The following is a 25,715-nucleotide window of genomic DNA, read 5'->3' as shown; positions in this document are numbered from 1 at the left end:
AGCGTGCCAACCACGCTGGCCGGCAAAGTAAGGAGACAAAACCATGCTCAAGCGTTTATTGGTGACCGGCGCCGCCGGTGGCGTGGGTTCCGCGATTCGCCCGCACCTGAACAAACTGGCCGAGACCGTGCGCCTGTCCGATATCGCCGATCTCGGCGAAGCCGCCGCCCATGAAGAACTGGTCCCCTGTGACCTCGCCGATGCCCAGGCCGTCCGTGAACTGGTCAGGGACTGCGACGGCATCATCCACCTGGGCGGTGTGTCGGTGGAGCAGCCCTGGAACAGCATCCTCCAGGCCAACATCATCGGCGCCTACAACCTGTATGAAGCGGCCCGTCACCTGGGCAAGCCGCGCATCGTGTTCGCCAGCTCCAACCACACCATCGGCTATTACCCGCGCACCACGCGCATCGATACCGAGGTGCCGCGCCGGCCGGACTCCCTGTACGGCCTGTCCAAATGCTTCGGCGAGGATCTGGCAAGCCTGTATCACGACAAGTTCGGCATGGAGACCCTCAGCGTGCGCATTGGCTCCTGTTTTCCCCAGCCGAAAGACACGCGAATGATGGCCACCTGGCTGAGTGTGGAGGACTTCATGCGCCTGATGAAGCGAGCCTTCGTGGCGCCCAAACTCGGCTACACCGTCATCTATGGTGCCTCCGCCAATACAGAGCTGTGGTGGGACAACAGCAAGTCGGCCTTCCTCGGCTGGGTCCCGCAGGACAGCTCCGAGCCCTGGCGGGCGGAAGTCGAGGCGCAGGACAACGACATCGACCCGCGCGACCCGGCAGTCGTCTACCAGGGCGGCAAGTTCGTTGCGGCCGGTCATCCGGACGACAACGGCTAAGTCAGGCAACACGTCCCGGCACAGGAGCGATCTCCATGACGGAACACACCAGACTGTCGCTCGATGAAGCCTGGCAGTTGAGCGTTGAGGTCCTTGAGCATCATGGCTTCTCGAACGAACACGCCGCTGCGATCGCCCGGAGCATGGTGGCGGCCCAACGCGACGAGTGCCATTCGCACGGGCTTTACCGGTTGCTGGACTGCGTGCGCACGGTCCGTCACGGAGGCGTTGATCCCCGGGCGGTGCCACAGGTATCCGACCGGGCCCCCGGGGTGGTCAACGTCGACGCCGCCGGCGGCTGCTCGCTGCTGGCTTTCGAGACGGCGCGCCAGGCACTGGTCGATAAGGCCCGCAGCCAGGGTGTGGCGGTGCTGGCCATCAACAACGCCTTTCACTTCTCGGCACTGTGGCCCGAAGTGGAATCCCTGGCGGAACAGGGGCTGGCGGCGCTGGCGATGACGCCGAGTCACGCGTATGTGGCACCGGCCGGCGGGCATTCGCCGCTGCTGGGCACCAACCCCATCGCGTTCGCCTGGCCCCGGCCGGACGGCCTGCCGTTCGTGTTCGATTTCGCCACCAGTGCCGTCGCGCGTGGCGAGATCGAACTGCATCGTCGGGCCGGGAAACCGCTCACCGAAGGCTGGGCACTCGATGAGGCCGGCCAGCCCACAACCGATCCGACGGCCGCCCTGGCCGGGGCGCTGCTGCCTTTCGGCGGGCACAAGGGCACCGTCCTGTCGATCATGATCGAGCTGTTGGCCGGCCCGCTCATCGGCGACCGCCTGGGGCACCAGACGCAGCCAGCGAATGCCAATGGCGACGGCAAGCCGCAGCACGGGGAATTCATTCTGGCGCTGGACCCGCACGCCTTTCTCGGAGCGGATACCGAGGCCCACCTGCAACGGGCCGAGACACTGTTTGCCGGTGTCCTCGACCAGGGTGCCCGCTTGCCGTCCCAACGTCGCCATGCGGCCAGAAGGCGCAGCCTGGCGGAGGGCGTTACGATTCCCAAGGCGCTTCACGACGACTTACTCCGGCTTCTGGAAGGTCGGGAGAACTGATGGCCTGGGCCGATCGGCGGACCTCGCCGATACCCGGGAATGAGCTGAATGCACATCGCACCGTGGCTTGGTGGAGTCCGATATGACAGGCAAGAGTGACGTGACAAATGGCTTGTGGGCGCTGAACGTACAAAGCGTCTCGCGACCAGGCAGCCTATCGATACACGTGGCGGACCAGTTGGAAGCGCTGATCGTCAACGGCGAGATCCCCGTCGGCGAGAAGCTGCCCACGGAAAGCGGGCTGTGCGACTCCTTCGGGGTCAGCCGGACGGTCATCCGCGAGGCGATAACCCACCTCAAGTCACTGGGGCTGGTTGCCACGCGGCGGGGCGTGGGCACTACCGTGTTGCGCAATACCGCCCTCGAGGCCATGCCTGCCAACCGGATCTGCCCGACCACCGTGGAGGACATCCTGCATGTGCTCGAATTGCGCCTGAACCTGGAACCGGCCGCCGCCGAGCTGGCGGCGTTGCGTCATAATGACGAGGACCGGCGCATCCTGCGCGACAGGCACGAAGCCTTCATCCGGGCCCGCGCCGAGCATTCCCAGGCGCGCACCGAGGACTACGAGTTCCACCACGCCATCGCTTCCGCGACCCACAACCCGTTTTTCAAGTCGCTCTACGAGCAGCTCAGCCAGAGCGTTATTCCCCGAGCCAAGCTGATGAGCATCGAGATCAACACCTCGGCCACCGACAAGTACCTGAGCCGCGTCGAGGATGAGCACGCGGCCATTCTCGACGCCATCCTCGCCCGCGATGGCGAAGCCGCGCGAACCATGATGCACCAGCACCTCAACCGGGCCTGGCACATGTATGCGAAGTTTCAGGAATCGTAGGGACCGAGGCGTTGGCACGCTCGTGTAGCCGACGTTTCAGCTTCGGAGGCGCCGTCAGGCGCCCTGATTCCCTCAATTCCCCGGGTGTATCGGCAGGCTGACGCCTGCTCCGAAGCTGAAGCTTCGGCTACATTTTCCGGGATACCTTCGGCTACAGCACCCTTGAAAAGCAGCCTGCAGGGACCGCAAAGAACGACAGGGAGACGCGCAGTTAGCCGTCAACTCGGGCACGTAGCCGACGCTTCAGCTTCGGAGGCGCCGTCAGGCGCCCTGATTCCCTCAATTCCCGAGGTGTACCGGCAGGTTGGCCCCTGCTCCGAAGCTGAAGCTTCGGCTACATTTTCCGGGATACCTCCGGCGACAGCACTTTTCGACACCCACAAAAAAGCGGCCCGGAGGGGCCGCTAAAATGGCAGGAGGACACAGACGCAACCTGACATCGCCCGGCGACTCTTCCGGGCGTCAGGGCCGACACGTCCCTGTGTCACCTCGCCTCGTCTACTGACTTCTCAGCCAGATTCGGGGCTTGCCGGGCCTCAGAAGAAGCCCAGCGGGTTGGTGTCGTAACTGATCAGCATGTTCTTGGTCTGCTGATAGTGTTCGAGCGCCAGCTTGTGGGTCTCGCGGCCGACACCGGATTTCTTGTAACCGCCGAAGGCGGCGTGCGCCGGATAGGCGTGATAGCAGTTCATCCACACCCGACCGGCCTGGATGGCGCGGCCCATGCGGTACTGGCGGTTTGTGTCGCGGGTCCAGACGCCGGCGCCGAGACCAAACTCGGTGTCGTTGGCGATGGCCAGGGCTTCGGCTTCGTCCTTGAAGGTGGTGACACCCACCACCGGGCCGAAGATCTCTTCCTGGAAGACGCGCATCTTGTTGTCGCCCTTGAACAGGGTCGGCTGGATGTAGAAGCCGTTGTTGAACTCCATATCCAGCTCTTCCTTGCCGCCACCGGTCAGCACTTCGGCGCCTTCCTGCTTGCCGATTTCCAGGTAGGACATGATCTTGTCGAACTGTTCCTTACTGGCCTGGGCGCCCACCTGCACGTCGGTGTCCAGCGGGTTGCCGCGCTTGATGGTCTTGGTGCGCTCGACCACCTTGGCCATGAACTCGTCGTAGATGTCCTCCTGCACCAGCGCCCGGGACGGGCAGGTGCAGACTTCGCCCTGGTTGAAGAACGCCAGCACCAGGCCCTCGACACACTTGTCGATGAACTCCGGTTCGCCCTGCATGATGTCGGAGAAGTAGATGTTGGGGGACTTGCCGCCCAGCTCCACGGTGGACGGGATGATGTTCTCGGCGGCGCACTTCATGATGTGCGAGCCCACCGGGGTGGAGCCGGTGAAGGCGATCTTGGCAATACGCTTGCTGCTGGCCAGGGCCTGGCCGGCTTCGCTGCCGTAACCGTTGACGATGTTGATCACGCCCGGGGGCAGCAGGTCACCGATCAGCTCCATGACCAGCAGGATGGACGCCGGGGTCTGCTCGGCCGGCTTGAGCACGGTGCAGTTGCCGGCGGCCAGGCACGGCGCGAGCTTCCAGGCGGCCATCAGGATCGGGAAATTCCAGGGAATGATCTGCCCCACCACACCCAGCGGCTCGTGGAAGTGGTAGGCGATGGTGTTGCCGTCGATCTCACCCAGATGGCCTTCCTGGGCGCGGATGCAGCCGGCGAAGTAGCGGAAATGGTCCACCGCCAGCGGGATGTCGGCGTTCAGGGTCTCGCGCACCGCCTTGCCGTTGTCCCAGGTCTCGGCCACGGCCAGCAGCTCCAGGTTCTGCTCGATGCGATCGGCGATCTTCAGCAGGATGTTGGAGCGCTCGGTGGCGGAGGTCTGGCCCCAGGCCGGCGCGGCCTTGTGGGCGGCGTCCAGCGCGACGTCGACGTCTTCGGCGGTGGAGCGCGGGATTTCACAGATCACATCGCCGGTAATCGGGGTGATGTTGTCGAAGTACTGACCTTTCACCGGGGCGACCCATTCGCCACCGATGTAGTTTTCATAGCGGGGTTTGAAGGAGACGACGGAGCCTTCCTTGCCGGGTTGTGCGTAAATCATGATAGTGACCTCTCTTGTTATTGACCGCGACGGCGTTATTGGACCGCGACGGGCGCGGTAACTGCCTTTACGATTTCACTCTAGCGACCACCTGTTGGCTTAAAAATGGTCCCTTCGATGCGTCCGTCTCGTCATTTGGTAGTAGGTGAAAAACCACCGTTACGCAAGCGCCGAGCGACCTGTTCCAAGAATGGATTTCAGAAACGGAAAAGGGCCGCCGCGCGGCCCTTTCCGGGTCGTTGCCGACACTCAACGGCTGGCGACGTTGCCGTTAGGCAGCTTGAAGGTCCAAACAGTTCCGCCCTGATTGAAATCTTTCACCACCTTGGCCACTTCACCGCCCCAGAGCGGCACCGCACCGCCCCAGCCGGTGCTGATCGAAACGTACTGCTCACCGCCCATCTTCCAGGTGATCGGCGTACCGACGATGCCCGTGCCGGTGTTGAAGCGGTACAGCTCCTCGCCGGTCCGGGCGTCGAACGCCTTCAGGTAGCCTTCCGGCGTGCCGGTGAACACCAGGTTGCCGGCGGTGGTCATCACCCCGCCCCACAGCGGCGCGGTGTTCTCGTAGCGCCAGACTTCCTCGCCGGTTTTGGGGTCCATCGCCCGCAGTACGCCGATGTAATCCTCGTTCGCCGGCTTGATGGTGAAGCCCGCGCCCAGATAGGCCGCGCCCTTCTTGTAGGACACCGGCTCGTTCCAGATGTCCATGGACCACTCGTTGGAGGGCACGTAGAACAACTCGGTCTCCGGGTTGTAGGCCATGGGCATCCAGTTCTTGCCGCCCAGGAAGGCCGGCTGGGCCACCACCACATCGCCCTTGTCGCCGCTCATGTCTGCCGGGTTACCCGGGCGGCCACCGTCAGTGAAGATCGGCCGGCCGTTGTCGTCCAGCCCCTCAGCCCAGGTGATCTTGTCCACGAACGGGAAGCCACGGATGAACTCGCCGCTCTCCCGGTTCAGTACGTACATGAAACCGTTGCGATCCGCCGTGGCGGCGGCTTTGACGGTCTCGCCATTCTCGTTCAGGTCGAAGGAAATCAGCTCGTTGACGCCATCGTAGTCCCAGCCGTCGTGCGGGGTGGTCTGGAAATGCCACTTGATGCGGCCGTCGTCCGGGTCGATGGCCAGACGGGAGGAAGAGAACAGGTTATCGCCGGGGCGCAGATGGGAGTTCCACGGGGCGGGGTTACCGGTGCCGAAGAACAGGCTGTCGGTCTCAGGATCGTAGGTGCCGCCCAGCCAAGTGGCGGCGCCGCCGTTCTTCCACATGTCGCCGGGCCAGGTCTGGCCGGCTTCGCCGCCGGAGATACCCGCCTCGACCTTCTTGCCGTCCTCGTAGACGTAGCCCATGTGGCCTTCCACGGTCGGGCGCGTCCAGACGATTTCGCCGGTGTTGGCGTCGTAGGCTTCCACCTTGCCGACGATGCCGAATTCACCGCCGGAAACGCCGGTGATCACCTTGCCTTTGACCACAATCGGCGCGGCGGTGATGGCGTAGCCGGCCTGGTAGTCGGCCACTTTCTTGATCCACTGGACCTTGCCGGTGTCCTTGTTGAGGGCCACCAGCTTGGCGTCCAGGGTGCCGAAGATGACCTTGTCGCCGTACAGGGCCACGCCCCGGTTGACAACGTCACAGCAGGGCATGATGCCGTCGGGCAGGCGCGCGTCGTACTGCCAGAGTTCCTCGCCGTTGGTGACGTCGATGGCGTAGACGCGGGAATAGGACGCGGACACGTACATCACGCCGTCCTTCACCAGCGGCTGGGATTCCTGGCCGCGCTGCTTCTCGCCGCCGAAGGAGAAAGCCCAGACGGGCTGCAGGGATTTGACGTTGTCGGTGTTGAGGTCGTTCATCGGGCTGAAGCGCTGGCCCTGGACGCCCATACCGTAGGTCACCACGTCATCGACGGTGTCCTGATCGTTGAGAATATCGTCGTCGTTAACCGCGTAGGCGCTCATGGAAACCGCCAGGGCCAGCGCACTGGCCGCAAACCGTTTCCCCAGTCGTGTTGCATTCATGTTGCGCTCTCCAAGTCTCTTGTTGTCAGTTTCTGCGGCGAACCGGGATCGTTTCCCGCCTCTTTCCACATTCTTGGTTGCGAGGTACAGAGCAACAATTGACCGGCAGTGCCGGTTGTCTCATCACTTGGTAGTAAGACCCGGCTGAACGCCTCTTGGGTAAGCGGTCCCAATGTAGTCGGCAGCTCTGAGCAAAAAAGCCCGACGATGATAGCCGGGTATAACGTGACGGGCCCCCGCCTCAACGGGTGTCCTGCGGAATCAGGGCGGACCACAGGACACCGCTTTAGCTACTCCCCCGGCAACAGACGCAACGCCGCCTGCTCATAGCGGGGATACAGGTGCGTCGTCGTGCGGATCAGCTCGTAGGCGGCCTCGTCCACGTCGGCAAAACGCTCGGGAACCGGCGTGGTCATGACCTCATTGGCCGTTCGGCCCTGGGCGGCGCTGTCGCGGAGCAGGTCGTCGAGCCAGTCAATGTAGGCGTGCATCTGGTCGAACGCGCGGTGGTCGGAGACGGGCGGCCCGTGCCCGGGTACCAGTTGCCTGAACGGGATGGCCGCCAGCCGGTCCAGCTCGTCCTGCCAGACCGTGAGCCCGGGCGTCTGGGGTGTGGTCAGCGCACGCTTGAAGAACACCATATCGCCGGCAAACAGCGTGCCGGTGGTCTCATCGAGAATCACCAGATCGGCGCCGGTGTGGCCGGTGAACCGGTACAGCCGGAAGTCGTGATGGCCCACGGTCAGCGGACCGGGCTCCAGCGCCCGGGTGGGCAGGGTCACCTCGGTGCCTCGCATCCAATCGCCCACCAGCCGATACATATTGTCGGCGAAGGCGTCGCCCTGCTCGGCCAGCATCTCCGTCGTCTCCGGCAAGGCCGCCAGCGCCCTTTCCGGGAACGCCTGGTTGCCGAACGTGTGGTCCGGGTGATGATGGGTCAGCCACACCTCGACAACCGGCTGGTCGGTGATCGCGCGAATGGCGTCGTGCAGGGCATCGCCGTACTGCAGCGACGGGCCGGTGTCGATCACCACCACCCCGGCGTCCGTAACGACAAACGCCGTGTTGACGATGTCGCCGCCGTTCGCGCGGGAGAAATTCTCCGTGGCGCCTTCCACCAGCCAGGTGTCCGGTGCGATCTGCCGGGGCGTCAGTTGATAGCGCAAGTCGGCGTTCGTCGGCGCAGCCAGCAACAGCAGCAGGAGGCTCTCCAGCAGGCGGATCATCGCGCCCCTCCATTGTCCACGATGCGTTCGAACTGATTGCCGTTGTTGTCGCGCATCCAGACGTCGTACACCGGCGGCGCGTCGGGCAGTTCGAACACGAACACCGGATTCTCGGCGGCGGATTCGGACAGGGTCATGGTGAGCAGGTTGGCCTCGCCCCGCCCGGCCCGCAGTTCCAGCCGCTCGATGTGGAAGGCGGGAATATTGCCCACCATGCCCGAATCCATCGGATGCCGGACGGACACCTTCAGCCGCGACCGGTCCGCCGGCGAGAAGGCGCCGCCGCGGATCTCGCCGAAGGTCGCCTCCCAGTCCGGGTTGGCCGACGCCACGCTGGGCGCCGTACAGCCCCCACCGGCGGCATCCACGTGGGCGCTGCCGACGTGCCAGACGCCGTCGCTATCCTGCACCGCCGCGCGCACCGTCGTGGCCTGCTGCACCCGGAAGTTGAGGGACACCACGCTCACCCGCGTATTCGGCTCGACGGTGAACAGATGCGGAATGGGGTTGAGATCGACCCAGGTGATGACGGTCTGCACCGGCCGGTCGAAGGCGGACAGATCCACCGTCAGCGGCACCTGGGCGGAGTCCTCGGCGAACGGCGGCACCTTGAGGTCGATCCGCTCGTCCAGCACCACCTCGGCTCCTTCCCCCAGGTAGCGGTCCAGGTTGTAGTCCCACATGGGCGACCGGTAGGGATCGTCGGGATAGGCCGCCGCCAGGGCGGGCATCACCAAAGCCAGAAAACAGATCCCGCCGCGCATGCCTAACCTCCGCTGTCGCCGAGGATGGCGTCGTAGTAGGCCGGCTGGCTGTAGCGCAGGCCGTAGCGCTCGTAGATCGCCGCGATCTCGCCATTGCGCACCATGCGGTCGACGATCGCCTCGATGGCGTACTTGAGCTGCCGGTGGGTGTGGCGCACCGCCATGCCGATGTCCCACTGCTGCCGGGCAATGCCGGGAAAGCCGTTCTCCGCCAAGGCGAAGCGGTGGTCGGGATCGGTGGCCAGCAGGAAGTCCACTTCCCCCCGCATGCCCATGATCGCCGTCACCTCCTCGGCCACCATGGCGTCAAAGGCCGCGCCCACGTTGCGGTAGTGCTGGGTCTGGTCGCGCATGCGCCCGCCAAAGGCGGAGGTGAGGTAGAAGTCCGGCAGGCTGTCAATTTCCACACCGATGGGGTTGTACTGGAACACCGCCACCGTGGGCACGCCGCCCTCCAGGTCGTCCGGGTCGTAGGCGATCTGCCACGTCTCCTTCTGGTAGGGGCCGAACATCACCACGCCCTCGTTGACCATTTCCCCGGTGGATTCGGTCATATAGGCGTAGTCGGTGTCGTACGGCACCCGCAGCATGACGTCGGCGATGCGGCGCTTGGCCAGGTAGTGGCCCTTCCAGACGTTGTTGCGCAGGTCGTCTTCCAGGGTTTCGTCGGGAATGATCCAGTGCACCTGGAACTCGACGCCCAGCGCCTCGGCGATGCGCCGCCCCAGGTCCACGTCCACGCCGGCGGGCTCGCCGTCCTGCCGGTAAGAATACGGCGGGAAATTCTCGTACACGCCCACCCGCAGATAGCCGGACTCGATCACCTTGTCGTAGGTCCGCTCCGGCGCCTGGGCAATGGGGGATTCCGCCCGGGCGACCAGGGCCACCCCGCAAACAACCACGGCAATCGCGATGCGCGCCCAGACCATACGCCCTCCTTACGCTGCCCGGCCGATGCCCGTCACTCAGGCTGCGGCACGGATTCGATGTAGGTCTTGATTGCCCAGATGGCGGTCTGGTCCAGGTTGGACTTGAACGACGGCATGCCGCGCTCGGTGCCGTTCATGACCCGGCCGATGAAGTACTCGTCATCCCACTCGGTCAGCTCGCGCAGGTCCGGGGTCAGGCCGCCGGACATGGCCTCGATGCCGTGGCAGACCGCGCAGTTACCGGCATAGCCGGCCTTGCCGATCCGGACCGCGTCGGCATTGAGCTGGCCGTACTCGTTGCCCTCGCGGAACGGGTTCTCCACCAGGGCGTCCTTGCCCAGGTCGGGCAGCGGGCCGGTGTCCACGGGCTGGGGCGTCACATCGCCGTGGCCGAGCGCGACCGCCGAGCCCAGGATCAGCCCCGTCGCGACGAGTGCCCGGCCGGTAAAAGGAAAAGAAAGAGCCATAGTGCGTACCTCGATCAACAGATGCCGCCGGCCCGAATTGTGTTTGGATGGCCGGCTTGTTGATTCCAGTCTATGAACCCGGCCACACCATCCGAATGCCACTTTGGGGGCTTTGGCCTAGTTCCTTGGTCGTAATCAGAGCGGCGCGCTTTGGTCTGTCCAAGCGGAAATCGCAGCGTTATTACGACCTTCGTACCGCCTATTTGCGACTTTCCGAATATTTCCCGGCCCGCCGCGCTTACCTACTCTGGAAACAAACCCAACATCGATTGAGCCCCGCATGCCCGTTACTACCCCGACACGGCCGCTTACCTCCCTGCTGATCCTGGCCTTGCTGCTGGCCGGCCCCGTTGCATCGGCCTGGGCCCTGGACGTTCGGGTTGGCTACATCGAATGGCAGCCCGACCCGGGCCCGGTGCTCTCCACCACCCTGCACGCCCCCGACGACGCCGGCCTGCGCGGCGCGGAACTGGGCATCGCCGACAACAATTCCACCGGCCGCTTCATGGACCAGCACTACACCCTGGACAGCGTGGTGGCCGACTCGCCCGAGGCGGCCCGCCAGGCCCTGGCCGACATGGCCGCCGCCGGCACCGGGCTGTTCGTGCTCAACGTGCCCGCCGACCTGCTGCGCTCGCTGGCCGACGCCGCCGGCGACGACGCCCTGGTGTTCAACGCCGGCGCCCGGGACGACGCCCTGCGCACCGCCGAGTGCCCCGCCAACCTGCTGCACACCGTGCCCAGCCGCGCCATGCTCACCGACGCCCTGGGCCAGTGGCTGAGCAAACGCCAGTGGCGCGAGGTGTTCGTGATTCCCGGCCCCACCGACGCCGACCGGGCCTGGACCGCCGCCTTCGAGCGCGCCGCCCAACGCTTCGGCCTGAAGATCGTGGACGAGAAGCCCTGGACCTTCGACGCCGACCTGCGCCGCACCGCCTCCGCCGAGCTGCCCCGCTTCACCCAGGGGGACGACTACGACGTGGTGGTGGTCGCCGACGAGCGCGGCGATTTCGGCGAGTACGTGCCCTTCAACACCTGGCTGCCGCGCCCGGTGGTGGGCACCCAGGGCATGAGCCCGGAGGCCTGGCACCGGTCCATCGAGAACTGGGGCGCCGGCCAGTTGCAGAGCCGCTTCGAGGCGCTCACCGGCCGCTCCATGATCAGCGACGACTACGCCGCCTGGGCCGCCGTGCGCGCCATCGGCGAGGGCGTGATCCGCACCCAGCAGGCGAGCGCCGGCGAGCTGCGCCGCTACCTGCTGTCCGACGACTTCCAGCTCGGCGGCTTCAAGGGTCGCAAGCTCACCTTCCGCCGCTGGAACGGGCAACTGCGCCAGCCGATCCTGCTGGTGCACCCGCGCGGGCTGGTGTCGCTGTCGCCGCAGGCAGGCTTCCTGCACCCCAACACCGAACTGGACACCCTCGGCTACGACGCGCCCGAAAGCCGCTGCCGGATCGCCGATTAACACCGCCCCAACACGAACAACAAGAGGTACACCACCATGAACCCAACCCGACGCCTGCTGGAACTCACCCTCGGCCTGACCGCCGCCTTGCTGGCCCCCGCCGCCCTCGCGGACCTGGCCTACGTCTCCAACGAGAAGGACAACACCCTGTCGGTGATCGACATGACCAGCCTGGAAGTGGTGGAGACCATCGACGTGGGCCAGCGCCCACGGGGCATCCTCATGTCTAAAGACCGCACGCTGCTGTACATCTGCGCCAGCGACGACGACACGGTGCAGGTGCTGGACCTGGCCACCCGCAAGATCATCGACACCCTGCCCTCCGGCGAGGACCCGGAGCAGTTTGCGCTGCATCCCAACAACCGCCATCTTTATATCTCCAATGAAGACGACGCCATCGTCACCATCGTCGACGTGCAGACCAAGGAAGTGCTGGCGCAGATCGAGGTGGGCGTGGAACCGGAAGGCATGGCGGTCAGCCCGGATGGCAAGTGGGCGATCAACACCACCGAGACCTCCAACATGCTGCACTGGATCGACACCGAGACCATGCAGCTGGCCGACAACACCATGGTCGACCAGCGCCCCCGGCACGTGGAGTTCACCGACAACGGTAGCCGCGTGTGGGCCTCGTCGGAGATCGGCGGCACCGTCACCGTGGTGGACGTCGCCAGCCGCGACATCCTCAAGACCCTGACCTTCGAGATTCGCGGCGTGCATCCGGACAAGGTGCAGCCGGTGGGCGTCAAACTCACGAGTGACGGCCGCTACGCTTTCGTCGCCCTGGGCCCGGCCAACCACGTGGCGGTGGTGGACGCCCAGACCTTCGAGATCCTCGACTACCTGCTGGTGGGCGGGCGCGTCTGGCACATGGACCTAAGCGCCGACGAGTCCCTGCTGCTGACCACCAACGGCGTCACCGGGGACGTGTCGGTGATCGACGTGGCCGACCTCAAGGTCGTCAAATCCATCAAGGTGGGCCGCTACCCCTGGGGCGTGGTGGTCACCCCCGAAGCGGAAGGAGACGCGCCGGAAGCATGACCATCGAAGTGGATCGCGTCAGTTTCCAGTACGGGCGCCGGCCGGTGTTACGCGAGGTCAGCTTCGACCTCACGCCCGGCGCCTTCCACGCCATGCTCGGGCCCAACGGCGCGGGCAAGACCACCCTGTTCGGCCTGATCACCCGCCTGCTGGCCCTGCAGTCCGGCGACATCAGGCTGCGCGGCCGCTCCCTGCGCAAGCAGCCCGCCGCCGCCATGCAGGCCATCGGCGTGGTGTTCCAGCAGAATGCGCTGGACATGGACCTGACCGTGCGCCAGAACCTGATGTACCACGCCGCGCTGCATGGCCTCTCCCGTAAAACCGCCCGCCAACGCTGCGACGAGGAACTGGCCCGCTTCGAGCTGACCGAACGCGGCAACGACGCCGTGCGCCAGCTCAACGGCGGCCACCGCCGACGCGTGGAAATCGCCCGCGCCCTGCTGCACCGCCCCGGCATCCTGCTGCTGGACGAGCCCACCGCCGGCCTCGACATCCCCAGCCGCAAGGCGCTCAACGCCCACGTGCGCCGGCTGTGTGACGACGACGGCCTCACCGTGCTCTGGGCCACCCACCTGATCGAGGAAGTGGAGCGGGACGACCGCATCCTCATCCTGCACCAGGGCCAGCTCCTGGCGGACGGCCACGGCGACGCGATCTGCGAGGCCCAGGGCCAGCCCACCCTGGCGGACACGTTTCAGGCGCTCACCGGCGCCAGCCAACCATGAGAGCGCGTTGATATGAGACTGGCCCAGTACTGGCATTGTTTCCTCGGCATTCAAGTGCGCGAATGGCTGCGCTTCTGGCAGCAACGCACCCGCTTCGCCAGCGCCCTGGTGCGCCCGCTGCTGTGGCTCGTCGTGTTCGCCGCCGGCTTCCGGGCCGTACTGGGCGTGTCCATCATCCCGCCCTACGCCACCTACATCACCTACGAGACCTACATCGCCCCTGGCCTGTGCGGCATGATCATCCTGTTCAACTCCATGCAGGGCGCCCTGTCCATGGTGTACGACCGGGAACTGGGCAGCATGCGCGTGCTGCTCATGAGCCCCCTGCCCCGGCCCTTCCTGCTGGTTACCAAACTGCTGGCCATGGGCGTGGTGTCCATCGGACAGGTCTACGTGTTCCTGTTTATCGCTTACTTTTTCGACGTCGAGCCCCCGCCCCTGGGCTACCTCGCCGTCTTCCCCGCCCTGCTGCTCACCGCCCTCATGCTCGGCGCCCTCGGCCTCATCATCGCCACCTGGGTGAAACAACTGGAAAACTTCGCCGGCGTGATGAACTTCGTCATCTTCCCCATGTTCTTCTTGTCCTCGGCGCTGTATCCGCTGTGGAAGATGCAGGACGCCAGCCCGGTGCTGTACTGGATCTGCCAGATCAACCCGTTTACCCACGCGGTTGAGGCGATTCGGTTTGCGCTGTATTTGCAGTGGAACTCGGTGGCGTTTGGGGTGTTGGTGGGGGTGACGGGAGTGCTGGCGTTGATTGCAACGGCGGGGTTTCGGCCTCAGAGGACGCGGATTGTTGGGGCTCGGGCGGCGGGTTAACAGAGCAGACTCCGCGCACCCATTTTCTCGAACGACAATCGTCAGCCCTCCCCTTCTGGAAGAATGATCACTGTGACCGTTATCTTGGCCTGCCGCTCATCTCCTCTGATTTTCCTCTCTGAAACAGCTGATTACGTGAGCCGGTGATTTTGGAAATATCAATCGCCCTGAGCGTTTTGTTCGGGCGCGCAGTCACAGCTATCTGTCGGGAACGTTGACGTACCAAGGGGTGCGGACTAATTTTGGACCGACCATCAGTTATGGAATATGTGTCACTGGGACATTGATCATGGTGATGCATATACAACTGTTATGCGTGAAGATATGGACATTAAGGAAGCGATCCGAAAGTCTAGACTCGGAGTCAAAGTCTAGACTCGGAGTCAGGTCTTGCGTTTTGCCCCTGCCATACAGATAGCAAAAGGCAAGACCTGACCCTGGGCATTCCTGTGACCCTGGGCATTCCTGTAACCCTGGGCATTCCTAGGAAGGCAGACAGGGACCGCGTTGCGCGGGTTCTCCTGACCGGCTCCGCAAAGTGACTCAGCCGTTCCGCAGGAATCCGATCCGTTTGGCTGGGCTCACATTACCACCAGCTCCAGCTCAGCCATGGCTGATTCCGGCAACGTCAGTTCTGCAGCCGCCAGGTTCTCCCGCAGGTGGGCGACCGATGAGGTCCCGGGAATCAGCAGGATGTTTGGCGAACGGCGCAGCAGCCAGGCTAGCGCAACCTGCATGGGCTTGGCATCCAGGCTTGTTGCGACGTCATCGAGAATGGATGACTGCAGGGGCGAGAAGCCGCCTAAGGGGAAAAAGGGCACGTAGGCGATCTGCTCGCTCGCGAGGGTATCGATCAGCCCATCGTCATCCCGGTGCGCTAGGTTGTAGTGGTTCTGCACACAGACGATGGGTGCAATGCGGCGCGCTTCTTCCACCTGCCCCGGCGTGACGTTGCTCAGTCCCAAGTGGCGGATCAATCCCTGCTGCTGCAATTCCGCCAGCACGGTGAACGGCGCCTCCAGCGATCCCTCGGCCGGCCCTTGTGCGGAAAACATCGCACGCAGGTTGACCACGTCCAGGGTGTCGACGCCAAGGTTCTCCAGGTTGTCGTGCACCGCCTGGACCAGTTCCTCCCGGGAAAAAGCCGGCAGCCACTGGCCTTCGGCGTCGCGGCGCGCGCCCACCTTGGTGACGATTGTCAGATCGTCTGTGTAAGGATGCAGTGCCTCGCGAATGAGCCGGTTGGTGACGTGCGGTCCGTAGAAGTCGGACGTATCGATGTGGTTCACGCCATTGGCAGTCACTTCGCGGAGCACAGCTTTTGCTGCCTCTGGATCTTCCGGCGGACCGAATACGCCAGGCCCAGCCAATTGCATGGCGCCGTACCCCAACCGTTTAACAGGGCGCTCGCCCAGCCTGAACTCGCTGCTGTAACTCAAATTGGACGCTTCACGATGAATAGAACGCATTAGGACTCTCCTGCCGATAAACCTGTTACAAGTCTAAAAAGGGGCGAGGTGTGCGACAATCGGGCGAAATCAGTACGGGCTGTACGGATATACGAACAATGAAGACCGACTTGAGTGATCTGGGCGTTGTGGTGGCCGTGGCAAGGGCGGGCGGCTTTCGGCAGGCAGCGCGGGTAACGGGTAGCAGCCCTTCCCGATTGAGCGATGCGGTGCGGCGGATGGAGTCGTCCCTGGGTATTCGACTCTTTAACCGGTCGACGCGCAGTGTGGTGCCGACAGAGGCAGGTGCAATGCTGCTATCCCGGCTCGGGCCGGCAATGAGCGAGATCGAGACGGCGCTGGATACGCTGAACCAATTCCGGGACAAACCCAGCGGAACACTGCGGCTAAACGTTCCCGTCAGCGCCGCGCGACTGGTATTGCCGGCCATCGTACCGTCTTTCCTGGCGGCATATCCGGGTATCCAACTGGAAATCGTTGCCGAGAGCACTGTGGTCGATGTCATTGCCGCAGGGTGCGACGCCGGCATCCGCTACGACGAACGCCTAGAGCAGGACATGATCGCCGTCCCCATAGGACCGCGCACCCAGCGCTTCGCAACCGCCGCCGCCCCGGCACTCCTGGATCGCGTTGGTCGACCGGATCACCCGCGGGACTTGCTCGACCTCCCCTGCCTGACGGGTCGCTTCAGCTCCGGCATCTCGCATCCCTGGGAGTTCGAGCGAGACGGCGAAACCGTGATGATCGAGCCCCGGGGCCCCCTGACCGTAAGCATCGGGAGCGCCGTCGAACTCTCGGTACAGGCAGCGATCGCCGGAACGGGGGTCATCCAGTTATTCGAGCAGTGGCTGCAACCGCACCTCGAGAGCGGCGCCCTCGAGCCGATCCTTGAACCCTGGTGGCAGCGTTTTTCCGGGCCTTACCTCTACTATCCCGGTCACCGTCTCGTGCCAGCGCCCCTTCGCGCATTTATCGATTTCGTGAAGGCGCAGGGTGATTGATCGGCTAGTGCGCCTCAAAATATGTCGCACCAGGATGGCAATGGGAAATCGGGCGACGTCGTCGCCCAGGAAACGGTCACTTAGCCTGGAATCAAAAGAAGGGTCAGAGCGCATTAACTTTGATCAACTGAACTAGTCCCAAGACTCGGGGTCACAAGACTCGGGGTCAGGTCTTGCACAAGACTCGGGGTCAGGTCTTGCGTTTTGCCCCTGCCATACGGATAGCAAAAGGCAAGACCTGACCCTGGGCATTCCAGTTGCCTACTCAAAGTTCTGGGAAATGAATTCTGAAAGGTTAGCTATATCCTCATCACTCAAATCTCGCGCATTCGGAATCATCAGCGCGGAGTTTGCGCCCACCCTCTCGCCGGCTCTGTAGGTTTCAAGACGGGATTTAAGGTAGTTCGCGTCACGACCTGTAAGGGATGGAAAACTGGCCATGCCTTTGGCCGTGGGGCCGTGACACTGGGCACAATTATTCGAATACAATGTTTTGCCTGCCTCTTGGTCCGCCGCCTGCAGAGGTGTGCAGAGCAACGATATGGTCATCGCACACGTCACAATACGTACCACGGTTTTTCCTCACATATTTTGTGGCACCCGCACTGCCCCGTGGCAGTGCGGGTGCCCGTTTACTCTGCGGTAAAACGATGAATCTGACCTTCATCAACCGCGGCATAGAGAGAACCGTCCGGCCCCATCACCAAGCTACGGAAACGGGCCGGGCCGGCTGAAAGAGGCATCTCTTTGTTATCCATGATGGTTGGCCCCCATGGCATCAGGTCGATGACGTTAATACGCTGGCCCACCGGCGTACCACCAAAGCCAATGCCCAGGAAACTGACAACCAGGCGACCATTCCAGTCACCCCACTGCTCACCCTCCAGGAAAGCCGCACTGCTGATGCCCTGAGAGTAATTGTCGTTGGTCCACAGTGGCCTCATGGCATCCGGGTAGGTTTCATAATCGGTCATCGGCATGTATTTCCTTCTTTCTTCAGGGTCCATGCCTTCGTTCTGGTTTGGCTGATAGCCACAGTAGTTGTCAGGACAATCATCACGCCCCGCCATGTTAGGTCGGGGGTCCCACCCACTATTTCCACCGGGCACCAGGGCATTTACTTCATCGGTATGCCATGGACCATGCTCGGTGATAATTGGCTGATGAGTTTGCGGATGAAATGCAATGCCCTGAACGTTGCGGTGGCCGTAGGTGAAAGTGCGAGCGTCGAACCCATCAGGTAACGCGTCAACATTCATCGGAGCTGCCTTGCCATCACGGTCAATGCGCAGAACCTTGGAGCCAAGATTGTCTCCGAATTGCGGCAGGCTGCTGTTGTGGTTGTCACCTGTGGTCACGTAGAGGAAACCATCACCCGGATTAAAGCGGATGCGCCCTCCATTATGGGCTCCGGCGTCACCGAAGGGGTGATCGGTGGGAGCCTGCTTATACGGAATGTTCTCAACGATGTCTGTACGGTTAGAGACACTGGAAAAATCATCGCTGACAGACAGTCGTACCACACGGTTCGTTGCAGGATCGTCGCCCATACGGGAGGCGGAATAAACAAAGACAGTTCTGTTGCTGTCGAAGTTGGGGTCGAGAGCCACACCATTCATGCCCGCTTGTCCGTTACAGAACAGATCGTCGGCGGTCACGGAATAGCCCTCGGTGCCTCCCATGCCTAGCAGGTTATTGACCGTGCCATCCGGGAGTCGGACCGAGAGGCCTTTACACTTTTCAGTAAAAAACATGGTTCCATCGGACAGGAAGGCCATATCCCAGGGGTTTTCGAGGCCTTCCATGAACACAGTCTGGCTGATTTGGGGCGCCTGGGCCTGTAGGCTCATCGGCAAACCGAACAACACCGACGAGGCTGCCACGACACCCACATAACGTATGGAGGAGGATTTTTTCATGATTGTTGGACCATCCGTGCTGTTTTTATGCTTTAGGAAAACACCACATAAACAGATTAGATCTGGTTAAAAATTCGTCAACCCTGTCCCTTATCCCCCCGGAGGCCTTTCCGGTTAAAGGGGCAGAGTGCATTGATTTCTGGATTAAAGGGGTCAGAGTGCATTAATTTCTCAGCAGAGAGTTTGTGTAGCCAGCCTCCCGGCGGCTAGGCGCGCGCGGGCTATGGGTTGAATGAAAGGCGCTAAACGAACGGAGGCGGGTCCGGTAGCCGCCGCTCTCGTTATAGGATACGTTGTCCCACATGGGGCACTGGTTGAGCGGCCGTCCGTTATCTCAGTTCACGCGTTGCAGCCGTCCGCTCTTTTCCAACCTCCTCACCACCGGGCGCTCACCATGAATGTGGATAAAGCTAAGAAGCGTATCGCAAAGCAGGTCAAGAAAGGCTTCCATGGCTACCCGTTGATTTCACTGGAGTACTTTGGAGAAACGCCGGATCGGGCATCGGAAGTCGTCATCTCATTTATCGCTGAAGAGAACGCCGAACCCCAGAAGCAGACCTTCGTGAGCGGCAAGGATGTCCGGGAGGACGAGGCGATTCTGTCGGCTCTTGTGAAAATCATTGAGCGAGCGGATGCCCAAACCGTGGCAGAACAGGAAGGCGTTTCCATCCTTCACTAACAGACAGTCCATGAGGCTCACGGGCAGGTCTTGTGTTTTGCCCCGGCAATGCAGGTAGCAATAGACAAGACCTGACCCCGCTGAGGGATAAAAGCTCCCTTAAAAAACCGGAGCCAGACACCACCTCACCGGCCCCCGACTTCCCCACTCAGCGGCACCCCGCCAAAGCAACTTCAGGATCCACGCTTCACCCAGGAATACGAGCAATCACCTTGATCTCGAAGTCGAACCCCGCGAGCCAGTTCACGCCGAGCGCGGTCCAGTTTGGGTACGGTGCTTCCGGAAAAATATCGCCTTTCACGGCCATGACTGTGTCGAACTGGTTTTCCGGATCGGTGTGGAAGGTTGTCAGGTCGACGATGTCCTCCAACCCGCATCCCGCCGCTTTCAGGGTCGCCTTGAGATTGTCGAAAGCGAGACAGACCTGGGCTTCGAAGTCCGGCTCCGGTGAGGCGTCGCTGCGGCTGCCGACCTGCCCGGAGACGAACAGCAGATCGCCGGATTTGATCGCGGCTGAATAACCATGCTTGTTGTAAAGGTCATGCCGACCGGCCGGGTAAATGGTTTCACGTTGGGTCATGTCAAAATGCTCCTGTGGTGGGTCGATCCCGACCCTGAATAGATCCTGGGAAAACTTTATCCATCCGCTATGGGTGGATAAACGGCGTTTTCCGACACACACTGTTTGCTGAAAACAAACAATCGTGGTACGCAGGAAGAACAATGGATCGGCTCAATGCCATGCGGGCCTTTGTCCGGGTTGTGGAAACGGGCAGCTTTACCAGGGCCGCGGACACGCTCCACATGAGCAAGACCAGCGTGACGCAGCACGTGCAGTACCTGGAGGCACGGCTGCGGGTGAAGCTGCTCAACCGCACCACGCGCAAGGTGAACGTGACGGCCGCCGGTGCCACCTATTACGACCGGGTGGTCAAGCTGCTGGCCGACCTGGACGACGCCGAAACCGGCCTGTCCAACGCCTCGGCGCTGCCCCGGGGCCGGCTGCGCGTGGACGTGCCCAGCCCCCTGGCCCGCCTGATCCTGATTCCGGCACTGCCCGGGTTCCGTGCGCAGTACCCGGACATCCAGCTGGAACTGGGCGTCAGTGACCGGGTGGTGGATCTGATTGAGGACGGGGTGGACTGCGTCGTCCGGGGCGGGGAGATCACCGAGGCCTCGCTGGTGGCCCGCCGGGTGGGCGAATTGCCGATCGGCGTTTACGCGGCGCCGAGCTATCTGGAAAGCGCCGGGGCGCCTGAACACCCGCAGGATCTGGCGACGCCCGATCACTACACCGTGGGGTTCACCTGGACCTCCACCGGCTTCTTTCCCTCGGTGATGCGTCGCGACGGCGAAGTGGTCAAAACCCAGGGGCATCACGCTGTCGCCGTCGACGACGGCAACGCCTACCTGGCCGCCGGTGTGGCCGGCCTCGGGGTACTGTGGTTGCCGGACTACATGGCCCGGGACCCCGTCTCGCGGGGCGAACTGGTGCGGTTATTCGATGGCTGGCACATGGACCCGATCACGCTGTACGTGGCGTTTCCGTCCAACCGGTACATCAGTACGAAGCTGCGGGTGTTCATCGACTGGGTCGCCGACCTGATGGCCGAGCATGCGCCTGTTGCGACACACCGTGCGCGGGATACGGGGCACCAGTAATCTGGTGTTCCCGTCCGGGGTGATTAAAGGGGTCAGGGTGCATTAACTTTCAGAGTGCATTAACTTTGATCAGCCACGAGTGATTCGAGGCCAGATAACCACCCAACCACTACCCCACAAGGAGGGCTCAACGTTGATGGAGCACTTACTACCTCTCGAAGGCGAATGCCGATGCGGCAAGGTGGGCATCCGTGTCGATGCGCCGCCGATCCTGACCATGGCCTGCCATTGCACCGGGTGCCAGAAGATGAGTGCCAGCGCGTACTCGCTGACGGCGGCCATTCCTCGCGATGCGTTTTCCGTGACACGCGGCGATCCCGTCATCGGCGGCCTCCGCGGCCCGGATGCCCGGCACTTCTTCTGCCCGGATTGCATGACCTGGATGTTCACCCGGCTCGATGCCGCCCTGCCCTTCGTGAACGTCCGCCCGACCCTGCTGGATGACTGCAGTTGGTTCGTTCCGTTTATCGAAACCTACACCTCCGAGAAATTGCCCTGGACGAGCACTCCGGCTACCCATAGTTTTGAGGCATTTCCGCCGCCCGAATCCTTCGAAAGCCTCGCGGGGGAGTACGCGCAGAGTATCCGGCGGTATTAGTGCGAGCAGGACGGGTCAGCCGGCGACAAACAGCGACTACACGTACCCGGAACGCTGCCAGACAAATCAAGAGAGCAGCGGGGCTCACGTCCCGGCTCCCTCAGTAATCAGTAGTCTCGAAATAGTCAGTGGTCCCGGCACTCCCTACACGCTCACGGCTGGCGGCATTGCGATCACTCACCGGCGGACGTCCAAACATTCGGGCGTATTCCCGGCTGAATTGGGAGACGCTCTGGTACCCTACGTCAAAGGCCGCCCGGCTTGCCGTTTTGCCTTTTTCCAACATCTGTCGCCGCGCCTCGATCAGTCGCAGCTGTTTCTGGAACTGCAATGGCGTGACAGAGGTAACGGCTCGGAAATGCCTGTGGAACGCGGATCGCCCCATACCAGCCTCAGCGGCGAGTTGATCAATCGAGAGGTGATCGGCATATGCCCGGTGCAGAAGAGCGATAGCGCGGCCAATCCGTCGGACCTGGCCGTCCGGTAGGCCCAACTCGCCAATCGCCCGCCCATGCTTCCCCATCAGCAGCCAATAATGGATCTCACGCACCAATTGGTGTTGCAGCACGGCCAGGGAGTCAGGCCGATCCAGCAGTTTAACCAGTCGAAACACGGCCTGCTCAAGATCGGCATCGGGAGATTCACCGCTGTTCTTCGACCGCGTTGTGGTTGTGGCTATTACCCTGTTCAGGTCGGCTATCACCGTGGGTTCCAGCACCAAGGCCACCGCGAGGTAAGGTTTTGCAATGGTCGCTTCGCTGATTCGGCTCACAGTCGGCGCGCTGGTGGTGACGATCATCGAATCCCCGGCCGTAAATGCATGGTCCCGGCCGCCGATCGATACGCGCTTGGCACCCTGGAGCACAAGGCACAACAGCGGCTTGACGATGGCGTGTTCAAGCTCTGTCGGCGACGTGCCCTCCACCAGGTGCAAACCGGGTACAGATGTCATGGCAATGCCAGTGCCATCGGCATGCTTTCGGGTATAGCTGTGAACGATCTGGAGCAGAGAAGTTGTCATGTCCGATTCTTGCCGCAAACCCACAGCGGCGTAAACCGAAAGTGGACAATCAGGCAAAACAGAACGAGCTTCAGGCACCCTGCGTCCGGTCGCTGTCACTAGAGTGGGAACCTCATCATAGGAGGAAGACCATGAAAGACACCCGAGATTCAGAAACACAAAAAAATGCCCGTCGCCCGGATCCAATCCCGCATCCGTCTCCGGCTCAACCGGCTCGCCCACACCGGGGCGTCGAGGTTCTCGGAGACCACGGCGATGAGGGCCGTAAAGCCTTCTATATCCATATCGAAGCGCTCCCCGGCATGGAGTCCGATGTGGTCCGGATGTTAGAGGACATTCTTCACTGCGTGCAGGATGAACCCGCAACCGGTCCCTGGTATGCCGTGCGTTATTCCCGGTCGACCTTCGGGATTTTTGAGGTTTTTCCGGATCTGGCTGGCCGTCAGGCCCATGTGGATGGTGGTGGGGGCGATATCTTTCGGGACGTGGAGCGGATGAATGTCATCCTCGCCTATCCGGCACAGGTTTATCGCGTGGATGTACTATTGGGCAAGGAAGTATTCGCTTAGTCGACTCTGGGTCAGCGCAAAGCTCCGGGGCGGGCACCATTCTGGAGAACGATACACCTTCGCGAAGGGCGTGCCGTCGTTTGCCTGGGTCACTTGCCGAGCAACCATCGCTGGTCCACGATGGCAGGTCCATTCCCTGCCTGGAGACCCGCATGGACACGAATGCACCTGTCGTCATGATCAGTGGCGCCAACCGCGGCATGGGCGCTGTCATCGCCGACACTCTGCACGCCGCCGGTTGGCGGGTCAGCCTCGGCTGCCGCACGCCGCCCTCTTCGCCGCCTGATGACGATCAGTGCCGTGTTTTTCACTACGACGCGCTGGACGACGACAGCGGCCGCGCCTGGGTCGACTCGACCATATCTGCCTTTGGCCGGATCGATGCAGTGGTCAACAACGCCGGCATTCTAAGTCGTTCGTCCGTGCTCGAAGCCAGCGGCGATGAATTCGACCGCATCATGGCGGTGAACGCCAAGGCACCGATGCTGCTGACCCAGCACGCCTGGCCCCACTTAATCGAAGCGCCCCAGGGCAAAGTGGTCACAATCACGTCGTTGTCTGGCAAGCGGGTGAAATCGGCGGCTTCCGGACTCTACGCCATGAGCAAGTTCGCCGCCCAGGCCTTTGTTCATGGTCTTCGCCAATGCAGCGCCGACACGCGAGTGCGCGCCACGGCCATCTGCCCGGGCCCGGTCGCTACCGATATGGCCATCGAAGGCGGTCTGGATGGCGACCACATTACTCGCCCCGATGAAGTAGCGCAGGTCGTCAGGCTGGTACTTGAGCTACCGCCCAGCGCCGCGATTGCGGAGGTACCCATTCACTGGCAGGTGGAAAGCACGGTCTGATAGGGATCTAAAGGGGTCTGAGTAAATAAACATACCAATCGGTCTCGGCCTTTTCGGCCGGGTCGCTCTTGATCTCTAACAGTCGACGAGACAACCGTGGCGATATCCAATGAATGCGCCCCTACCCTGGTTGCCTCGAACATTTCAGAACACCAGCACCTGGAATCCCTCAAGCACGGCTTTGCCCACCATGCGCCCGGGGTCCGGCTCCGCGTGTGCCACCTTGAGGTTATCGGCGATGATGGTGCCCAGGCGCTTGCCGGCGATCGCGCGGACCGGAAACCGGAGCCTCATTAGCCTGCCTGAGTCAAGGCATCGCACGAAAACGGACAGATTTCTTCTAGTGCTCGGGTTTGGACTGCCAACCCGGCAAAATATTTCTGTCCCGGTTTTCCTTTCAACGACGCACGACGCTGACATAGCCCCCGCTCATCATCGAAAACCAAACAGGTGCGGGCTGGCCGACTCTGCTCGCAAAGTGAGACACCTCAGCTTGGGGCCTTCGGCAAAGAATCACTTACCGCTGTGATCACCGCAATCACGCCGGACAACACAAGTCCGGGCGACTACATCGAATCAAGGCCGCACGAGGACTTTCCCGATAACCCTGGAGAACTCCAACGCCTCGTGAGCCTCGACAATGTCATCCAGAGGATTGCTCAGGCCGATATGCGGCGAGTAGGCTCCGGCCTCAAGGCATGCGTTGATATCCACTATCGCGCTCTGCTTAACCTCCTTGGGTACGTTATAGATGTAGACGAAACGGAAAACACAACCATGCATCATGGCCTTTAGCAATGGGACAGGAAGTTCATCCGTCGCACTCCCTGTTGCATAGGCACTAATAACACCACCTTGGGACAGGCAGGCGAGGTTCACGTCGAGATTGGACTTCAGAGCGACATCGACAATGCGGTCAACGCCCAGCCCTCCCGCTGCGTCCATAATCCGGCTCGCAACATCGTCCGACTGTCTGCGGAGGACCACATCCGCGCCATTCGCCTCAGCGATAGCAGCCTGCTCATCGCTCATCACCGTTGTTGCGACCCACGCCCCCGCCCACTTCGCCAACTGAATCGCAGCTGTTCCGACGACCCCGGCACCGCCGTGAACCAGTACGTGGCGGTCTTTAAGGTTGCCATCGGCAAACAGACAACGGTGGGCTGTAAGCGCGGGAATCCCCAACGAGGCCCCAACCTCAAAAGTCGTCGTATGGGGCAAGTGAACGGCCTGATCGGAAGGCACTACGACGAACTCGGCCGCCGTCCCCATCGACCGGCCAAACTGGGCCTCGTAGACCCAAACCCGCTCACCCAGTCTATCGGACGAGACGCCTTCGCCGATCGCGTCAATCACGCCGGCGCCATCCTGATGGGGAATGATCCGCGGGTAAGGCATTCCCGCAGAGAAGCCGGTTCTCGCCTTAACATCGGTCGGATTTATTCCGGATACGTGAACCCGTATGCGCACCTCATTCGGACCTGGTTCTGGCATGGATGATTCACCGACAACCAGAACGTCACGGGCGTTGCCCTGAGCCTCATAATAGGCGGCTTTCATAAAATTCTCCTTCTACTCCCAATGCGATGAATGTGCACGGCCCTGGCACGAACCGCGCTTATAAGTCATTTTATGCTGCTGCATATTTATTGATAAGTAGGCACATTACTGTTATATAGGGATAATAT

26 protein-coding genes are annotated in these 25,715 nt (G+C 62.3%); 13 read left to right on the top strand and 13 right to left on the bottom strand.

Translation table 11 applies throughout. The features are described 5' to 3' along the window. Positions 1–43: 43 nt before the first annotated feature. The 3 genes from DKK67_RS03075 to DKK67_RS03065 all read left to right on the top strand — a co-directional run bounded on the left by DKK67_RS03075 (position 44) and on the right by DKK67_RS03065 (position 2,746). Positions 44–847 carry an NAD-dependent epimerase/dehydratase family protein gene (locus DKK67_RS03075; protein ID WP_111494283.1) on the top strand — a complete coding sequence of 268 codons (804 nt, stop codon included), beginning with the start codon at positions 44–46 and terminating at the stop codon, positions 845–847. Between the two features lie 35 nt (positions 848–882). Next, on the top strand, positions 883–1,908 hold the full coding sequence (locus tag DKK67_RS03070; RefSeq protein ID WP_111494281.1) for an Ldh family oxidoreductase: 1,026 nt from the start codon (positions 883–885) through the stop codon (positions 1,906–1,908). 82 nt (positions 1,909–1,990) lie between these two features. Further along, the gene (locus DKK67_RS03065; protein ID WP_111496743.1) at positions 1,991–2,746 is read left to right on the top strand and encodes a FadR/GntR family transcriptional regulator; all 756 of its coding nucleotides are present in this window, start codon (positions 1,991–1,993) and stop codon (positions 2,744–2,746) included. Between the two features lie 536 nt (positions 2,747–3,282). Here the strand turns inward: DKK67_RS03065 and exaC are convergent. From exaC to pedF, 6 genes are all read right to left on the bottom strand, one after another. Then, positions 3,283–4,803 carry an acetaldehyde dehydrogenase ExaC gene (gene exaC / locus DKK67_RS03060; protein ID WP_111494279.1) on the bottom strand — a complete coding sequence of 507 codons (1,521 nt, stop codon included), beginning with the start codon at positions 4,801–4,803 and terminating at the stop codon, positions 3,283–3,285. A gap of 249 nt (positions 4,804–5,052) precedes the next feature. After that, positions 5,053–6,825 (bottom strand): PQQ-dependent methanol/ethanol family dehydrogenase, encoded by a 1,773-nt coding sequence (locus tag DKK67_RS03055; protein ID WP_111494277.1) that lies wholly within the window; start codon positions 6,823–6,825, stop codon positions 5,053–5,055. Positions 6,826–7,115: 290 nt separating this feature from the next. Next, on the bottom strand, positions 7,116–8,051 hold the full coding sequence (locus DKK67_RS03050) for a quinoprotein relay system zinc metallohydrolase 1 (RefSeq protein WP_204355718.1): 936 nt from the start codon (positions 8,049–8,051) through the stop codon (positions 7,116–7,118). Further along, on the bottom strand, positions 8,048–8,815 hold the full coding sequence (locus DKK67_RS03045; protein ID WP_111494275.1) for a quinoprotein dehydrogenase-associated SoxYZ-like carrier: 768 nt from the start codon (positions 8,813–8,815) through the stop codon (positions 8,048–8,050). Before DKK67_RS03045 ends, DKK67_RS03050 begins: the two co-directional genes overlap by 4 nt. A gap of 2 nt (positions 8,816–8,817) precedes the next feature. Beyond that, positions 8,818–9,744: a substrate-binding periplasmic protein gene (locus DKK67_RS03040; protein WP_111494273.1), complete on the bottom strand. Its 927-nt coding sequence runs from the start codon at positions 9,742–9,744 to the stop codon at positions 8,818–8,820. A gap of 32 nt (positions 9,745–9,776) precedes the next feature. Continuing rightward, complete coding sequence (gene pedF / locus DKK67_RS03035) at positions 9,777–10,211, bottom strand: cytochrome c-550 PedF (RefSeq protein ID WP_111494271.1); 435 nt, start codon at positions 10,209–10,211, stop codon at positions 9,777–9,779. 280 nt (positions 10,212–10,491) lie between these two features. Here pedF and DKK67_RS03030 point away from each other — a divergent pair, with 280 nt between their 5' ends. The 4 genes from DKK67_RS03030 to DKK67_RS03015 are packed head-to-tail and all read left to right on the top strand — an operon-like array spanning position 10,492 to position 14,261. Then, a complete protein-coding gene (locus DKK67_RS03030; RefSeq protein WP_111494269.1) occupies positions 10,492–11,676 on the top strand; it encodes an ABC transporter substrate-binding protein in 1,185 nt (394 codons plus the stop codon). 36 nt (positions 11,677–11,712) lie between these two features. Continuing rightward, positions 11,713–12,717, top strand: a complete 1,005-nt coding sequence (locus DKK67_RS03025; RefSeq protein WP_111494267.1) for a YVTN family beta-propeller repeat protein — start codon at positions 11,713–11,715, stop codon at positions 12,715–12,717. Beyond that, complete coding sequence (locus DKK67_RS03020; RefSeq protein ID WP_111494266.1) at positions 12,714–13,442, top strand: ABC transporter ATP-binding protein; 729 nt, start codon at positions 12,714–12,716, stop codon at positions 13,440–13,442. The genes DKK67_RS03025 and DKK67_RS03020 overlap by 4 nt, the downstream gene beginning before the upstream one ends. Positions 13,443–13,454: 12 nt before the next feature. Further along, positions 13,455–14,261, top strand: coding sequence for an ABC transporter permease (locus DKK67_RS03015; protein ID WP_111494264.1), 807 nt, complete (start codon positions 13,455–13,457; stop codon positions 14,259–14,261). 581 nt (positions 14,262–14,842) lie between these two features. Here the strand turns inward: DKK67_RS03015 and DKK67_RS03010 are convergent. After that, positions 14,843–15,730 carry an aldo/keto reductase family oxidoreductase gene (locus DKK67_RS03010; protein WP_111494263.1) on the bottom strand — a complete coding sequence of 296 codons (888 nt, stop codon included), beginning with the start codon at positions 15,728–15,730 and terminating at the stop codon, positions 14,843–14,845. A 98-nt stretch (positions 15,731–15,828) separates the two neighbouring features. Between DKK67_RS03010 and DKK67_RS03005 the strand changes: the two genes are divergently transcribed. Continuing rightward, entirely contained in the window at positions 15,829–16,731 is a 903-nt protein-coding gene (locus DKK67_RS03005) for a LysR family transcriptional regulator (RefSeq protein WP_111494262.1), read from the top strand. A gap of 261 nt (positions 16,732–16,992) precedes the next feature. Here the strand turns inward: DKK67_RS03005 and DKK67_RS21985 are convergent, their stop codons facing one another. Together DKK67_RS21985 and DKK67_RS02995 are read right to left on the bottom strand one after the other, a co-directional pair. Further along, positions 16,993–17,280, bottom strand: coding sequence for a c-type cytochrome (locus tag DKK67_RS21985; RefSeq protein ID WP_111494260.1), 288 nt, complete (start codon positions 17,278–17,280; stop codon positions 16,993–16,995). A gap of 83 nt (positions 17,281–17,363) precedes the next feature. Beyond that, positions 17,364–18,650, bottom strand: a complete 1,287-nt coding sequence (locus tag DKK67_RS02995) for a PQQ-dependent sugar dehydrogenase (protein WP_111494258.1) — start codon at positions 18,648–18,650, stop codon at positions 17,364–17,366. Positions 18,651–19,044: 394 nt separating this feature from the next. Here DKK67_RS02995 and DKK67_RS02990 point away from each other — a divergent pair, with 394 nt between their 5' ends. After that, complete coding sequence (locus DKK67_RS02990; RefSeq protein WP_111494256.1) at positions 19,045–19,329, top strand: hypothetical protein; 285 nt, start codon at positions 19,045–19,047, stop codon at positions 19,327–19,329. 187 nt (positions 19,330–19,516) lie between these two features. On the opposite strand, the gene DKK67_RS02985 is transcribed toward DKK67_RS02990, so the two are convergent. Then, on the bottom strand, positions 19,517–19,909 hold the full coding sequence (locus tag DKK67_RS02985; protein WP_111494254.1) for a RidA family protein: 393 nt from the start codon (positions 19,907–19,909) through the stop codon (positions 19,517–19,519). A 143-nt stretch (positions 19,910–20,052) separates the two neighbouring features. Here DKK67_RS02985 and DKK67_RS02980 point away from each other — a divergent pair, with 143 nt between their 5' ends. Together DKK67_RS02980 and DKK67_RS02975 are read left to right on the top strand one after the other, a co-directional pair. After that, on the top strand, positions 20,053–20,991 hold the full coding sequence (locus DKK67_RS02980) for a LysR family transcriptional regulator (RefSeq protein ID WP_111494252.1): 939 nt from the start codon (positions 20,053–20,055) through the stop codon (positions 20,989–20,991). A 136-nt stretch (positions 20,992–21,127) separates the two neighbouring features. Next, entirely contained in the window at positions 21,128–21,589 is a 462-nt protein-coding gene (locus tag DKK67_RS02975; protein ID WP_204355716.1) for a GFA family protein, read from the top strand. A gap of 100 nt (positions 21,590–21,689) precedes the next feature. On the opposite strand, the gene DKK67_RS02970 is transcribed toward DKK67_RS02975, so the two are convergent. Continuing rightward, a complete protein-coding gene (locus DKK67_RS02970) occupies positions 21,690–22,610 on the bottom strand; it encodes an AraC family transcriptional regulator (RefSeq protein ID WP_111494248.1) in 921 nt (306 codons plus the stop codon). A 131-nt stretch (positions 22,611–22,741) separates the two neighbouring features. Here DKK67_RS02970 and DKK67_RS02965 point away from each other — a divergent pair, with 131 nt between their 5' ends. Both DKK67_RS02965 and DKK67_RS02960 read left to right on the top strand, forming a co-directional pair. Beyond that, positions 22,742–23,179, top strand: a complete 438-nt coding sequence (locus DKK67_RS02965; RefSeq protein WP_204355715.1) for a hypothetical protein — start codon at positions 22,742–22,744, stop codon at positions 23,177–23,179. A gap of 152 nt (positions 23,180–23,331) precedes the next feature. After that, on the top strand, positions 23,332–24,027 hold the full coding sequence (locus DKK67_RS02960; protein WP_111494246.1) for an SDR family NAD(P)-dependent oxidoreductase: 696 nt from the start codon (positions 23,332–23,334) through the stop codon (positions 24,025–24,027). 144 nt (positions 24,028–24,171) lie between these two features. Here the strand turns inward: DKK67_RS02960 and DKK67_RS02955 are convergent, their stop codons facing one another. Then, positions 24,172–24,321 (bottom strand): hypothetical protein, encoded by a 150-nt coding sequence (locus tag DKK67_RS02955; protein WP_204355714.1) that lies wholly within the window; start codon positions 24,319–24,321, stop codon positions 24,172–24,174. A gap of 282 nt (positions 24,322–24,603) precedes the next feature. Then, on the bottom strand, positions 24,604–25,587 hold the full coding sequence (locus DKK67_RS02950; RefSeq protein WP_111494244.1) for an NADPH:quinone reductase: 984 nt from the start codon (positions 25,585–25,587) through the stop codon (positions 24,604–24,606). Positions 25,588–25,715: the final 128 nt, after the last annotated feature.

It is taken from the genome of Marinobacter bohaiensis, assembly GCF_003258515.1.
GTDB classification, from domain to species: Bacteria; Pseudomonadota; Gammaproteobacteria; order Pseudomonadales; family Oleiphilaceae; genus Marinobacter_A; species Marinobacter_A bohaiensis.
The sequence above is the reverse complement of the archived record's forward strand: the minus strand, read 5'-3'. Positions and strand labels throughout refer to the sequence as shown.

Coding starts and splice junctions, on each gene's coding strand:
- DKK67_RS03075 (WP_111494283.1), top strand. CDS start 44: ATGCTCAAGCGTTTATTGGTGACCGGCGCCGCCGGTGGCGTGGGTTCC.
- DKK67_RS03070 (WP_111494281.1), top strand. CDS start 883: ATGACGGAACACACCAGACTGTCGCTCGATGAAGCCTGGCAGTTGAGC.
- DKK67_RS03065 (WP_111496743.1), top strand. CDS start 1,991: ATGACAGGCAAGAGTGACGTGACAAATGGCTTGTGGGCGCTGAACGTA.
- exaC (WP_111494279.1), bottom strand. CDS start 4,803: ATGATTTACGCACAACCCGGCAAGGAAGGCTCCGTCGTCTCCTTCAAA.
- DKK67_RS03055 (WP_111494277.1), bottom strand. CDS start 6,825: ATGAATGCAACACGACTGGGGAAACGGTTTGCGGCCAGTGCGCTGGCC.
- DKK67_RS03050 (WP_204355718.1), bottom strand. CDS start 8,051: ATGATCCGCCTGCTGGAGAGCCTCCTGCTGCTGTTGCTGGCTGCGCCG.
- DKK67_RS03045 (WP_111494275.1), bottom strand. CDS start 8,815: ATGCGCGGCGGGATCTGTTTTCTGGCTTTGGTGATGCCCGCCCTGGCG.
- DKK67_RS03040 (WP_111494273.1), bottom strand. CDS start 9,744: ATGGTCTGGGCGCGCATCGCGATTGCCGTGGTTGTTTGCGGGGTGGCC.
- pedF (WP_111494271.1), bottom strand. CDS start 10,211: ATGGCTCTTTCTTTTCCTTTTACCGGCCGGGCACTCGTCGCGACGGGG.
- DKK67_RS03030 (WP_111494269.1), top strand. CDS start 10,492: ATGCCCGTTACTACCCCGACACGGCCGCTTACCTCCCTGCTGATCCTG.
- DKK67_RS03025 (WP_111494267.1), top strand. CDS start 11,713: ATGAACCCAACCCGACGCCTGCTGGAACTCACCCTCGGCCTGACCGCC.
- DKK67_RS03020 (WP_111494266.1), top strand. CDS start 12,714: ATGACCATCGAAGTGGATCGCGTCAGTTTCCAGTACGGGCGCCGGCCG.
- DKK67_RS03015 (WP_111494264.1), top strand. CDS start 13,455: ATGAGACTGGCCCAGTACTGGCATTGTTTCCTCGGCATTCAAGTGCGC.
- DKK67_RS03010 (WP_111494263.1), bottom strand. CDS start 15,730: ATGCGTTCTATTCATCGTGAAGCGTCCAATTTGAGTTACAGCAGCGAG.
- DKK67_RS03005 (WP_111494262.1), top strand. CDS start 15,829: ATGAAGACCGACTTGAGTGATCTGGGCGTTGTGGTGGCCGTGGCAAGG.
- DKK67_RS21985 (WP_111494260.1), bottom strand. CDS start 17,280: ATGACCATATCGTTGCTCTGCACACCTCTGCAGGCGGCGGACCAAGAG.
- DKK67_RS02995 (WP_111494258.1), bottom strand. CDS start 18,650: ATGAAAAAATCCTCCTCCATACGTTATGTGGGTGTCGTGGCAGCCTCG.
- DKK67_RS02990 (WP_111494256.1), top strand. CDS start 19,045: ATGAATGTGGATAAAGCTAAGAAGCGTATCGCAAAGCAGGTCAAGAAA.
- DKK67_RS02985 (WP_111494254.1), bottom strand. CDS start 19,909: ATGACCCAACGTGAAACCATTTACCCGGCCGGTCGGCATGACCTTTAC.
- DKK67_RS02980 (WP_111494252.1), top strand. CDS start 20,053: ATGGATCGGCTCAATGCCATGCGGGCCTTTGTCCGGGTTGTGGAAACG.
- DKK67_RS02975 (WP_204355716.1), top strand. CDS start 21,128: ATGGAGCACTTACTACCTCTCGAAGGCGAATGCCGATGCGGCAAGGTG.
- DKK67_RS02970 (WP_111494248.1), bottom strand. CDS start 22,610: ATGACAACTTCTCTGCTCCAGATCGTTCACAGCTATACCCGAAAGCAT.
- DKK67_RS02965 (WP_204355715.1), top strand. CDS start 22,742: ATGAAAGACACCCGAGATTCAGAAACACAAAAAAATGCCCGTCGCCCG.
- DKK67_RS02960 (WP_111494246.1), top strand. CDS start 23,332: ATGGACACGAATGCACCTGTCGTCATGATCAGTGGCGCCAACCGCGGC.
- DKK67_RS02955 (WP_204355714.1), bottom strand. CDS start 24,321: ATGAGGCTCCGGTTTCCGGTCCGCGCGATCGCCGGCAAGCGCCTGGGC.
- DKK67_RS02950 (WP_111494244.1), bottom strand. CDS start 25,587: ATGAAAGCCGCCTATTATGAGGCTCAGGGCAACGCCCGTGACGTTCTG.